Here is a 13,050-nt window from a genome sequence, read left to right as displayed (position 1 = left end):
AGTGGATTGACTCCGGTTAGGAATAACAAAAAGATGGATAGTTGATTGAATTGACCTTACCTTAAGCACTAATTCAATACTATTTTAATGTTTCGAATTGGCTTTGGTTTAACACAAAAACTCCTGTTTCTGATTCAAATTGATCAGCATTATTAACTATTGGATCAAATTTAATATTACCTATTAAGTTTTCAAGATAACTAATGGAAACCATGTATCCTTTCCATTGCTTTTCAAGATCAAACTCAAATTGAACCTGGCTTAGATCCTGTGATAATAAAAATGCAAATGACTGTAAAATTCCATTTTCAGACAAAGCAATAATAATTTTCCAATATGCTTTCGGTATCTTAATTTCTACACTATTCTGAAAATTTACTCCCTTAAAAATCGGGTCACTCTTATACAATATTGGGCCGCTAAAAACACTAAGTTTTTCATATTTAGCCTGATTCAAAATAGTGTTTTCAAGCATGCCCCATCTTCCTCCTAAATTTGACCGATTGAAATCCTTTACTTGGGGCGAACAATTTGTGATATGGAAAGTATCACCGTTAGAATATCTAACTTCTAAATAATCTTTTCCCCAGGCTACATCATCTCTCCTTACCAGATGTCCTTTATCAAAAGCCATTCGGTCTTTATTATAAAATTCATCTGATAATTGATCAGCTTGTGGAATCCTTGGGTCAATAAACCATTCCTCTGTATCACTTTTAGTCAATCCTGCTAAGGCATCTCTAGAATAAACTTTATCCGGATCGGGATTTTTAGCCGCACTACTTCCATCAATATTTGAAGCGGTAAACAATGCAAGTTTTCTTTGTTTGTTATTGACAATTGTAAACTTGTGATAAGGAATGTAGTAATCACCATTTACCATTTTTGATAAATTATCTGAATTTAAAACCTTCGGAATGGGAACATCAACACCCAAGAAGTTGGGATCGTACCCCTTACGATTACTGTAATCCAAGTCATAAAAAGGTTTTTTCTTAGCTTCCAGACCAAATGAAACACTTGGGAGTTGATCTATAGTCGATTGTTTAGGTAAGCTTATGGAATTAAAGGGAGGAATGATATCACCTAGATGTAAACTAAATATTAAAGGAATGTTTATTGCTTTTTGGAAAAGTAATTGATTCAGGTTTGCATCAATATACCCCTCATCACTATTTGATGATTTCGGAATAGCGGATTGCAGGTGATTAGAATTGTCTGAAGGTTCACTTTTTCTCAATTCAGATAATATTTCCCCATTACTTGCGTCAATAAATTCCTGTCTAAGGCTTAAATCTCCTTTAATTTCCAGTTCTATAAAACTATTTACAATTTTACTAGTCCGTATACCTGAGTTTGAAATCCAATCTACGTCTGCATCATCATCCAATCCTGTTGCTATTGAACCATTTTTAAGTAACCAGTTCCCATTCTCATCTTTTCTCGGAACTCCAGTGAAATGAAGCGCAACTACCTGCCAAGAATCATTAAATACAGGAGCACCGGACGAGCCTTGTGCAGTATCCGAGTAATACATTAGGGTAAAATCATCATCAACAATATCATTGATAATTTGATTTTCTCTAATAGCCAGCTGCTTTGATTGCCCCCCCGGGTGTTGAATAATGGTAGCGTATTCCCCTTTATTAATTTTTCCCAATTTTGGATTTAACCTCAAAAACCCAAAATCTTTTAATTCCTCAAGTCCAAATACACTTGTTGGATTTATTGCTACAATAGCATAGTCTAAGTTTTTATTATTCACAAAAAAACGATCAGGAGATAGACTAAATCTTGTAGTAGGTTTCGGGTTACCATTACTATTCAATTCAAAATTAAATTCAATAATTGCATTCCTAGCCCATTGCTCTGATTCAAAAACGTGAAAATTGGTAATTAACAGACTAGGTGATATTTTAAAGCCAGTTGCATATCCAACCTCTCTTAAACTAACATCCCTTAATATTATTCTACAAACTGAACGGCTTGCTTCAATCCCTCTGAAAAAATAATTAATATCCACTAAATCATTTAATCCAAGGATTCTTTCTGTTGCAGTGCGGGACATTCCTTCCCTAGCTATTACTTGCTTTTCCCTTAAATCAATTCTATCCTTACTAACTAAATCATTTATTTTCTGTTCATTCACTTCCTTCTTCATTTTATAAATAAAATCAGGAGCATATGCTTTAGCATATGGTTTAACAAAGTTTTCAATTCTATTCAGTTTCATAACAGTAAATTGTGGTTATAAATAAAATTAATCGATAGTGCAGTAAAGTAAATAATCCCTAATTACATATTGAATTTTAATTATGAGGTTATATTGTGCTTTTAGCTTGCAATAAAAGTTTTTTTTATAAAAAATAAATACCCTATATAGGGTATTTTTCACTATTAATCACCTGAATGCCTATACGTTGACCGAGAAGGTAGGTAAGCAATAGATAAAAGATTCGTAGTGCTAAAGCTTAGCATCGGCAAGATCCACTGTCCATCAAGGCTTTCACTCCGAAACTTAATTCCCTAAAGTAGTCCAATTCAGATTGGATGTATCCTTACTGTTGTAACTTTGAATTTTTTCAATTAATGACTTTCTGTGAGCCACCCCACACATAAACACTGCCTTTTCGAATTGATTATTTCTGCAAAATGAATAGATATTGTTAAGCATAGAATCTTCATATGCATCTAATTCTATATTAAACCTTGCTTTAAGGTCTTTATCGTTTAAAATAATGTCTTCCAGCATTCGTATTCTCTGCTGTAACTTTACACTATCATCACTGTTGAGAAATTTAATACCTAGCTCACCAACCAATGCATTAAATTCTTCCAGCATTTTTCTAAACTCAGGATTCTCGCAAACCTGATTGTATTTCAGCTCAAACAGCTCGGACCATCCACTGTTGAGCACAGGAACATATTCTACAAGCGATCTTGAACTGAATAGTTGAAGGGCTTTAATCTCAAGATTAGCGTGATATACTCCAAATGAGGAAAAGGTCATTTTATCATAATCTGAATACGTTTCAGGGAGAGCTTCCAAAAAAACAACATCTGGATGTTCTTCACTAAGAATACATGCTAATTCCTCAGCATTACACATTCCAATCTCCTTATGCACTGTACTGATAAAAGTGATATTTTGTGGGGAATGATTCATGGAAAATCGTTTGATCTCAATTCTGGGTTAATTAGTTTCAGTTTTTCGAATTATGGGGTTTTAGGAAAAGTGAATAGTTAAAAATTTCTATTAGACAACACTCCTTCCAGGAGTCGGGAGAAACTGGCTTTCAAATCTCAGCCGTACCCTCACCCCTAATTATCCGATTCCGTCTAGGGCGCATCACGACTTTGTTGACAGGATCTGGCTCAATTAGTTTATCATGGATCAGGGTGAATTCCTGCACTAGGGTCACATTATGGCAGATCACCATCCCGCCTCCCAGTACTTCTTTTTTGATATTGCCTTTTTCGAGATGGTAGGTCAGCACCGCATAAGCCCTATCCCAGTCGTGGCCATTTAATTTGATGATTTCTTCAAACGTGATAATTGGTACATCCATAGGAGAAAAGTCTGTGGGTTTACCAAACCAATATCGGACTTATCAGGAATAAACCAGTGGATAGCTAACTGAACCAAAACCTTATAAACCAAAAAAGTAACCTTCGCTTCTGTTCTCATATAGCCTGTCTTTTAGTAAAGGTTGTTTGGTAGAAAAATCATCTGAAAGTAAATCCCAAAGGGCAGTTCTATCAGTTGTAAGCTACTACAAATACAGTATTCACCCACACTTTCTCTTATACATTTCCGATCAATCTACGATATCAGATCGGACAAGGATCGTAGTAGCATCGTAGAAACATCGAAGGAGAGTCGAATTAAAGCATATTTTCAGCACGTTATGTTACCAGTTTATACTATAGGATAATCCTGAGAACACCTAGGGAAAAAGAAGCGAGAAACAGCTAGGAATTTAACAAAATGCAGAAATTGATCGCATCTACTTTTCTACTAAATTGACACCTTTTGTGGCTGGGCTTAGCGACCACAGCTTATGCATAAAGGATTTCAAGTATATTTTGAAATAACGAGTGTATGCAATTGGTTAATTAGCCTAGTCTTTTTGACTTAATCACCGGTGACAAGTGAGTTTCCATAAATAGCTCCACCGCCGCTACCCAATGTCTGTCCTCCACTTTCTTGCTATTGATAAATAGGATTCGTGAAGCAGAATCTGAGACTAACTCACGCATTTCCAAATGTTCATTTCTTGTGTTATCACGAACATGCTCCAACGCCCGTTTCCTGCAATTCACCAAATGTCTTCCCACTTTAATCACACTTGTTGAATTATAAAAAATATACACACCTGGGTGATACACGAATTCCTCCATTGAAGACTTCACTTCACTAAGTTTAAGATCAATAATTCTGAATTTGTGCTTAATGAAATTAAACTCAGCTTCAAATTTCCGTATAATTTCGTCGGGATTATCCATAGATAGTATGAGATTACCATAAGTGAGTACAAGATATTTGTCAACGATTAATTCACTTAAGGTACCTCTAGATAATTCTAAAAATACTTTGACAGCTTGTTTCAAAAAAGTTTCCAACATATAGGTTTAGATTCGAACCGACACCAAATCCCACCATATTGCAATCAGATTTCAAAAATACATGTACAACTGGGCCGATTTATGCAGCGAACTGAAGGAACTCGAAAAACGGGTAGATACAAAAATGAATTGCATCATCAGCGTGAGCGCCAATCCTTTTCCCTATGAGCGATTAAAGAAAGGCAAGGAAATAATGGCGCTTTCTATGGCTCTGCGGATGTTTATAGACCAGGATCTGGAAAAGGATGCTACGGTGGTACTCAATATGCTCCAAGAAAAAGGATTAAAATTAAAGTCGGTGAGGTGAAGTAGCAATCATTAAAGTGAAGTTGGAAAGCAACATCGATAAGGTTGTAGCCGAAATACCTCGATAAAACGAATAGGTATTAGGTACACTTTACTGTCAAAAAAACTGTTTAGTTTTAATCAAAGAGAATTAATATAAATAGCGAATCCCTTCATCAACTAAATCATGTATCAATACCAAAGCCCCGAGGACAGAAAATGCATCAATACATTGATCAATTCAGCAAAGAAAGAAGCAGAAGCCTTCTTAAACCTCAAACATACCGCAGAGCGTTCAGAGGGGTAATCCCTGTAAAGTATCGAGAATTGATGTCCAATGCGGTAGCATTGACCACTCAGTGTGCCTACTGCATCGAATCTCATATTGAAAATGCAGTAAAAGCCAGTGCCACCAAAGAGGAGCTTGCGGAAACTGTCTTTATAGCTTCTGCTATAAGGGCTGGTGGCGCGGTGGGAAATGGACTATTGGCGATGAAAATTTTTGAAGAGACAACTGGAAATGTCAGTAATACCTAGTCCTATGATCCATAATCGTTTAGTAATTCGAAAAGTCGCCAACTTGAATTAATGTTCAATTGCCTTGATGCATCCTCACACTCCAACTAAGAATTATTCATGAAGCGATTGCGAATTCTGTGTGCAAAAAAATATCTGAAGGCTCACTGGTGGGAAGTATCACACATATCGGAGGCGTAAATGGAACTGGTGACAAATGGACCATTTCTACCATAGAGGCAATTGAGGGAATCAATTCGAGGACTTGGGAATTCTCTATCACCGAAAATCGTGAAGAATTACAAGTTAGTGTTTGCAAATCAACTGATCCCGAATCCATTCTAAGTGCGAAAGGCCAGTGTTATTTACATAACTTATTGGAAGACTTGCCAGAATGTCCCTGATTTGCCTCTTGTGATGGGGTCAGGCTAAATTGGCGGAAGAAGAATTAGTAAAAAAATAGATTTTACAGTTGGACGACAAATTCTAAATAAATATTGAATTGTAATATGGCTTGATGCGGTTTTCAAAGCGCCTACTCGTGGATCCATTCCAAAATTAACTAAAGCACAATTTTTTTACATTTATCACTTTTCCCGCAATTAGGTACATGCAATGTTGGAGATTCGTTGTTCATATTTTGCTTTAAACCCTAAGAGGTCTTCCTAAATACTTGACTAGCCTGTATTAAAAAGACCTTTTGCTAGCTAACTCTAAGTTTTAAAAAACTTCAATGTCATCCAAAAATTTCCAGGTTAAACTGCTATAAGGCTTAAAATATTTACCAGGTAGTGTTTACAAATTTTATTTGTAATTATTCTAAATAACCTTTTTAGAATTAATCTAAATAAATATCTTTGCCACATATCTTAATTAAACCATCAAATTAAAATGATTCAGAATATCAGAAAATCTCATCTAGTTATAGGATTAGCACTTTTAGGAACCACTGCCTGTATAGATGAACCAGAAAATCCAAATCTTAGAGCTGAAGTAGCATACAGCAGCCTAGATGCCAACAGTTCCTATTCTTCGCAATTCCTTGATGCCAATGGAACTTCCACAGTATCCCTTGAAGAAGGAAATATCTCCTTGACGATGTTTCAATCCTTGAACAAGTACGTGACGTCCAATGTCAGCGCAAACACCCAACTGGATAAGACCATACTTTCTAATCTATTTACGAATACTCAGTCTCCGTTTTCAACGCTGGAATTAACAGGTGATTTATTCACTGCTGCTGATCTGAACAGCTCTGATATCAGCTTAAGCGAGAGAGTTGCAGCTTCCAAATCAGCTCAGGAGATTGAAAGTACAAGGGCAAACTTCGAATTACTTTTTGCAGAAATTGAAGACATAAGCTTATCTCTCAATGAGGAAGCGGCAGTGAACAAGGCCGGCAAACTAGGAACCTACCTTGTAAATGAGGACGGAGTTGAAGTGGCGCAGGTCATTCAGAAATCTTTGATTGGAGCATTTCAGCTTGATTACATTGGCAACGTGCTTTTATCAGCTGGTTTAAATGCTGATAATTCTACACTAGTAGCTGGAAAAAACTACACGCAACTTGAGCATAACTGGGATACAGCCTACGGTACGCTTACTACTAATCCAATCTACCTGGAAGGTTTCACAGACAGTGAGAAGGGAACTGTATCTGAGTTTGGTGCAGGATCTTACATCTGGGAGTACAATAAAGCAAGCTATGCTAAAATTTATCCCGCATTTCTAAGAGGAAGAGCTGCGATTGCTAACAATGACCGTGTTGAATTAGAAAATCAAGCCTTATTTATCCGTCAGGAATTTGAAAAAGCGTTGGCCAATGCCGCCCTAGGTTATTTAGGCAAGTGGAGAACCAGCGCAACTGAAGATAAGAGAGCGCATGCTATTGGCGAAGCCATTGGATTCATTTACTCCTTACGATTTGCTACTGCTTATCAAGCTGATGCCAATTTCTCAGACTCAATCTTACTCGCACTTATTGGGAGTGACAATGGATTTTGGGACTTAGATGCTTCTAAAATCAGCAACGCAGAAGCTGCCATTAAGGCAAAGTTTAACCTCTGATAAATAAAGATTTCCAAAAATGTATCGACCTATTTACTGGGTCGATACTTTTTCATTTCTGACAAAGCATAACGATGAAAAATAATAAGATTCTAATTCTATTTCTGCTTTTGACTGCCATGAGTAGCTGCGTAGATTCAACCGAGAAGATCACTGAGCCGGACGTTTCCAATGACCGAAAAGAAATGCTGACTTTCTGGGTAGAGGAATTGATTCTTCCTTCTTACGCTGAGTTTGACAAGGATTTGCAGGCAATGGTGATCAGTGCAGATGAATTCACCACAAATCCCACTCAGGCTAGCCTTTCTGCTTTTAGATCATCCTGGACTGAAGCTTATATTTCCTGGCAAAATGTTGAAATGTATGAGGTAGGACCTGCAGAAAAATATACGTTTAGAAGTTTCTATAATATCTATCCTGCGGATGTAGCCGGAATTCAGAACAACATCAATTCAGGTACTGCCAATCTAAACCTGCCAGCCGCTTATGCCCAGCAAGGATTTCCAGCATTGGATTTCCTTCTCAATGGAGTAGCAGCTCAAGACGAAAACATCCTTGCCTTTTATCAAGACACAGAAAAAGGAGCACAGAGACTTTCTTATGTAAATGTGCTTGTTTCCAGAATGAATATCCTGTTAGATCAGGTCATCTCTGATTGGAAGGGAACTGCAAAAGCGGATTTTATCAGTCGAACCGGTTTGGATATAGGTTCATCCACTGCCTCCTTGGTGAATGCTTATGTGCTTTATTATGAGAGACATGTGAGAAGCGGGAAATTTGGTATTCCTTCAGGAGCAACGATTGCCAGTGCAGGCACTCCAAACCCTGATAAAGTGGAAGCTTATTATAAAAAAGACATTTCAGGGAAATTAGCTAAGACCGCTCAGCTAGCTTTCAGCAATTTTTTCAATGGAATTGCAAATGGAAAACAAGGACCATCCTTGAAGTCCTATTTGAATTCAATTGATGCAAAAGATCCTAGCACCGGAAAATTACTATCGGAATACATTAATGAGCAATTTTCAATTATAGAAAATCTTGTTGAAGCCTTATCGGATGATTATTCCTATCAAATAGAAACTGATAATGAAGCCATGGTTAAGGTGTATCAGGAGATGCAAAAAGCTGTGAGAATTCTTAAGGTTGACATGACTTCAGCCATGAGCATCACCATCACTTACACAGACAATGATGGTGACTGATCTGAATACATCATTTTCATCCTATTTAAACCAGACATCATCCGCTGCAGCCTTGGCTGTTTTCAGGATGATGTTTGGTGTTTTGATGATGATCAGTATGTTACGCTTTTGGTACAAGGGCTGGATTTTTCAGCTTTACATAGAGCCAAAGCATCATTTCACTTTTTATGGTTTCGAATGGATAAAGCCATTAGGACCCTATACCTACCTGCTTTTTATTGTGGCGATGCTATCCGCATTGCTTATCTGCATTGGCCTATTTTACTGGGGAGCGAGCATTCTGTTTTTCCTTAGCTTCACCTACATAGAGCTGATGGATAAAACCACCTATCTAAACCATTACTATTTCATCTCCCTGCTCAGTTTTCTCCTGATTTTCTTGCCAGCAAATGCCTATTTCTCTGTGGATGCCTGGAGAAAACCCAGTATAAACTCAGACAAAATCCCAAGCTGGTGCACTGATTCCATCAGATTGCTAGTAGTTATCCTGTATTTCTATGCCGGACTGGCCAAGCTGAACTCTGACTGGTTATTCCATGCCTTACCTATGAAAATATGGCTTCCGGCAAAAAATGATATTCCGCTTATTGGAGGATTATTCAACGAACTGTGGGTGGCGTACCTGTTCAGTTGGATCGCTTGCCTATATGATTTGAGTATAGCTTTTCTCTTGCTCTATAAGCCTACCCGTAAACTGGCTTTCCTTTCAGTGGTTACTTTCCACTTGCTTACCTCGCTACTCTTTCCGATTGGGATGTTCCCTTACATCATGATAGGGACGGCAATGATCTTCTTCTCTACCGGATTTCACCAAGCCCTGATCGGGAAAATAGCTGCAATTCTCAAGATTAGCCATTCCTTCCTTACACCTGTTCGAACCTATAGTTTTTCGAAGATCCAGCAAAATCTGGCGACAGTTGGACTGCTTGTTTTCTTCTCCTTTCAGCTTCTTTTCCCTTTTAGATACCTGCTATATCCGGGTGAGTTATTCTGGACGGAGGAAGGCTATAGATTTTCCTGGCGTGTTATGCTTATGGAAAAAATGGGTGCAGCCTCATTTATTGTAATGGATGAGTTGGGGAAAATCATTGAGGTGGATAACAAGGAGTTCCTGACTCCACAGCAGGAGAAAATGATGGCAACACAGCCAGATATGTTGCTGCAGTATGCCCATATTCTCAAAGAACATTATGAAATAGCGGGTTTTAAAAACCCTGAAATCTATGCAGATACCTACGTCTCTCTAAACGGAAGAATAGGAAAAGCACTGATTGACCCCACCGTCGACCTGTCAAAGGAAAAAGAATCATTTCGCCCTAAACATTGGATATTACCATTTCAAGATGAAATTAAAGGTTTATAACACCCTGATATTAAGCTTGTTTCCGCTGATCCTGATGGCTCAACACAAACTGAGCGGAACTGTCAAGTCTGCTGAGGATCAGAGCATCATTGCAGAATGCACGGTCTACCTGAATGATGGATCCAAATTGGTAGAGGTAAATAAGAAAGGAGAATTCAGTTTCGATACGCTTCCTGAGGGAGCCTATACGGTACATTTCACGAGTGAATCCTTCCAGTATAAAAATATACAGGTGCTTATCTCTGGAAAAGATCATACCCTGCAAGTCCTATTAACTCCCCAAAGTCAGGACTTAGCCGAAACGGTAGTGACAGATTCAGGTTCAGATTTTGGGCTTGTCAGAATGCGCTCGGTGGATGACATGGGACTTTATGAAGCTAAAAAGTCTGAGGTGATTCTAACCGAGAATTTGACAGCAAACCTATCTACCAATAATGCCAGACAGGCTTATTCCAAAGTAGCCGGCTTGAATATCTGGGAAAATGATGGGGCAGGACTTCAGCTCAGCATAGGAGGCAGGGGCTTGGACCCCAATCGCTCTTCCAATTTCAACACTAGACAAAACGGCTACGATATCAGCGCCGATGCCTTGGGCTATCCTGAGAGTTATTATACCCCTCCTTTGGAAGGTGTAGGGAAAATTCAAATCGTCCGTGGAGCGGCTTCCTTGCAGTATGGAACTCAATTCGGAGGGCTGATTAACTTCCAGATGAAACGCCCGGTGGAAGATAAAAAGTTTGAACTTACGGTCAGACAGACTCTAGGCTCATTCGGATTTTACAATACCTTTACCAGCGTCAGCGGCACTGCAGGCAAACTCAGTTATTACTCATTTTTTCAATACAAAAAAGGAATGGGCTGGAGACCCAATTCTCAGTTTGAGAGCTATAATTTTTACTCAAACATCAATTACCAGCTTTCTGAGAAAACCAGTGTGGGTGTGGATTTCACCAAGATGTCTTACCTCGCCCAGCAGCCGGGTGGACTTACCGATGAGATGTACCTGCAGGATCCTCGACAAAGCAACAGGGAGAGGAACTGGTTTCAGGTGGATTGGAATCTTTATGCGCTGCATTTGGACCATAAATTCAATAAAAGTAATTCCATCAACCTTAGAGTTTTTGGCTTGAATGCCAACCGCTATTCTGTGGGCTTTCGTCCCAACCGTGTAGCAACTATAGACGACAACTCGGAAAGAGATTTGATCAAAGGGGATTTCGAAAACTGGGGAGCAGAACTTCGGTATTTGAAAAGATACACGATAGGAAATATTCAATCGATAGGACTTGCGGGCATCAGGTATTACCATGGGTATAACCATAGCAGTCAGGGATTTGGTAGCACAGGGTCAGATGCTGATTTTGACTATGTGCCTGGGGAAAATAAATTGCTCAATGATTATGAGTTTCCTAATAGAAATACCTCTCTTTTTATGGAAAACATCTTTTTCATCAATGAGCAGTTTTCCATTACTCCGGGGGTAAGATTTGAGTACATCAAAACCTCATCTGAGGGTTACTATGCTACGGAATTTAAAGACCTTGCAGGCAATATTTTGGATAGAACGGTCACTGAGGAGTCCAGGTCAAATACCAGAAGTTTCCTGATAGGAGGTCTGGGTTTCAGCTACAAACCTACGCAGCAGGTAGAACTGTATTCCAATATTACCCAAAATTACAGATCCATTACCTTCAGCGACATGCGGATATCTAATCCCTCCGCGACCATAGATCCCAACTTGCAGGATGAAAAGGGCTATTCTTTGGATTTGGGAATTCGCTCAGATCAGGGTAAAATCCTCAATTACGACCTGAGTTTTTTCTACCTGAATTACAACAACAGAATTGGGGAAGTGCAGTATTATAACGAAAGCAATAGAGTGCTTAGACAGAGAACGAATATAGGGCAAGCCATCCTCAAGGGTTTGGAAAGTTATGTAGAGTGGAATTATATGAACACTTTCCTACCTAAAAACAAGCTGTGGAAAGGATCTGTTTTCACCAATATTGCCCTGATTCACTCCCAGTATAAACTGAGCGAAGTGCCTGGAATCACTGGTAATCAAGTAGAGTTTGTTCCCAAACTCAACTTCAAAAGTGGCGTAGCTTTGGGATACGATAAGTTCAAAACCTCCATACAATACAGTTTTCTAAGTGACCAGTTCAGTGATGCCACCAATGCCACTGAAGGCGGGGTATCAGCAGTAGTGGGATTGATTCCGGCCTATCATATCCTGGATCTTAGTTTGTCCTATGAATTCCAAAAATTTAAGCTGGAAGGATCAGTTAACAACTTGACAAATGCCATCTATTTCACCCGAAGAGCGACTGGATATCCCGGCCCAGGCATTCTACCATCGGATGGTAGAGGATTTTATATCACTGCACAAATTAAAATCTGATCAATAAAGTTCGAAAATTTTGAAAAGGACATTTTTGAATCCTGATTTACCATCCGTAGTATCTATCTGCGTTTATAATGCCTATAAATCCCCATATACTATTTATTGATTTTCATCTATAATATTGAAAACCAATATTCTATGAATTTAAAACTACTGTTATTTAATAAAAAATTGCTATTCTATCTATAAAGCTTAACTCTGCATACTATTTGCCAATAAGCCTATATAAAAACGAAATATTACTTAACTATAGTTGCTGTACTTTTCTCGATTGCTGTTTTTTCCAGACCACCTTAAATGAAAAATCAAAAATTTACAAAATCAGGCAATTATTGGCGCTAGCATTTAAATACAGAAAGGTGCAGTTTCAGGAATAAATGAAGATTTTGATTTTCAAGTTCTTCAAAATGGGCGATTAAATTCACTTTTAGTATGGTTGGATATTTAACTGAAAATAAAGAAATCCATTTTGAAAATAACTACACAATTCATATACAACAGTTTTAAAAATAGAATTTGCCAATCTCAATGTGGTAGTTGTTTCTATTAGTGGAATTCTGAATTTCTTTTTGAAATTCTAACCAATG

General features: G+C 38.1%; 11 protein-coding genes. 7 read left to right on the top strand and 4 right to left on the bottom strand.

The genetic code is table 11. The features are described from left to right. Positions 1 to 79 precede the first annotated feature (79 nt). From ESV85_RS05685 to ESV85_RS05670, 4 genes are all read right to left on the bottom strand, one after another. Positions 80 to 2,233, bottom strand: coding sequence for a DNA/RNA non-specific endonuclease (locus ESV85_RS05685; RefSeq protein ID WP_146915593.1), 2,154 nt, complete (start codon positions 2,231 to 2,233; stop codon positions 80 to 82). Positions 2,234 to 2,518: 285 nt separating this feature from the next. Next, entirely contained in the window at positions 2,519 to 3,166 is a 648-nt protein-coding gene (locus tag ESV85_RS05680; RefSeq protein ID WP_146915591.1) for a hypothetical protein, read from the bottom strand. A 130-nt stretch (positions 3,167 to 3,296) separates the two neighbouring features. Beyond that, the gene (locus ESV85_RS05675) at positions 3,297 to 3,569 is read right to left on the bottom strand and encodes a hypothetical protein (protein WP_146915589.1); all 273 of its coding nucleotides are present in this window, start codon (positions 3,567 to 3,569) and stop codon (positions 3,297 to 3,299) included. Between the two features lie 547 nt (positions 3,570 to 4,116). After that, positions 4,117 to 4,626 (bottom strand): hypothetical protein, encoded by a 510-nt coding sequence (locus ESV85_RS05670; RefSeq protein ID WP_146915587.1) that lies wholly within the window; start codon positions 4,624 to 4,626, stop codon positions 4,117 to 4,119. Positions 4,627 to 4,687: 61 nt separating this feature from the next. Between ESV85_RS05670 and ESV85_RS05665 the strand changes: the two genes are divergently transcribed. From ESV85_RS05665 to ESV85_RS05635, 7 genes are all read left to right on the top strand, one after another. Continuing rightward, a complete protein-coding gene (locus ESV85_RS05665) occupies positions 4,688 to 4,933 on the top strand; it encodes a hypothetical protein (RefSeq protein WP_146915585.1) in 246 nt (81 codons plus the stop codon). A gap of 197 nt (positions 4,934 to 5,130) precedes the next feature. Then, positions 5,131 to 5,448 carry a carboxymuconolactone decarboxylase family protein gene (locus ESV85_RS05660; protein ID WP_223275915.1) on the top strand — a complete coding sequence of 106 codons (318 nt, stop codon included), beginning with the start codon at positions 5,131 to 5,133 and terminating at the stop codon, positions 5,446 to 5,448. Between the two features lie 119 nt (positions 5,449 to 5,567). Further along, on the top strand, positions 5,568 to 5,831 hold the full coding sequence (locus tag ESV85_RS05655) for a hypothetical protein (RefSeq protein ID WP_146915583.1): 264 nt from the start codon (positions 5,568 to 5,570) through the stop codon (positions 5,829 to 5,831). Positions 5,832 to 6,318: 487 nt separating this feature from the next. Beyond that, the gene (locus tag ESV85_RS05650) at positions 6,319 to 7,494 is read left to right on the top strand and encodes a DUF4856 domain-containing protein (RefSeq protein ID WP_146915581.1); all 1,176 of its coding nucleotides are present in this window, start codon (positions 6,319 to 6,321) and stop codon (positions 7,492 to 7,494) included. A 74-nt stretch (positions 7,495 to 7,568) separates the two neighbouring features. Continuing rightward, positions 7,569 to 8,696, top strand: coding sequence for an imelysin family protein (locus ESV85_RS05645; RefSeq protein ID WP_146915579.1), 1,128 nt, complete (start codon positions 7,569 to 7,571; stop codon positions 8,694 to 8,696). After that, entirely contained in the window at positions 8,683 to 10,059 is a 1,377-nt protein-coding gene (locus ESV85_RS05640) for an HTTM domain-containing protein (protein ID WP_223275914.1), read from the top strand. Before ESV85_RS05645 ends, ESV85_RS05640 begins: the two co-directional genes overlap by 14 nt. Further along, positions 10,040 to 12,460, top strand: a complete 2,421-nt coding sequence (locus ESV85_RS05635; protein ID WP_146915577.1) for a TonB-dependent receptor domain-containing protein — start codon at positions 10,040 to 10,042, stop codon at positions 12,458 to 12,460. Before ESV85_RS05640 ends, ESV85_RS05635 begins: the two co-directional genes overlap by 20 nt. The last annotated feature ends 590 nt before the right edge of the window (positions 12,461 to 13,050 follow it).

It is taken from the genome of Algoriphagus aquimarinus (assembly GCF_007997215.1).
Taxonomy (GTDB): domain Bacteria; phylum Bacteroidota; class Bacteroidia; order Cytophagales; family Cyclobacteriaceae; genus Algoriphagus; species Algoriphagus aquimarinus_A.
Note: the sequence above shows the minus strand (reverse complement) of the source record. Positions and strands in the feature narration are given on the sequence as shown.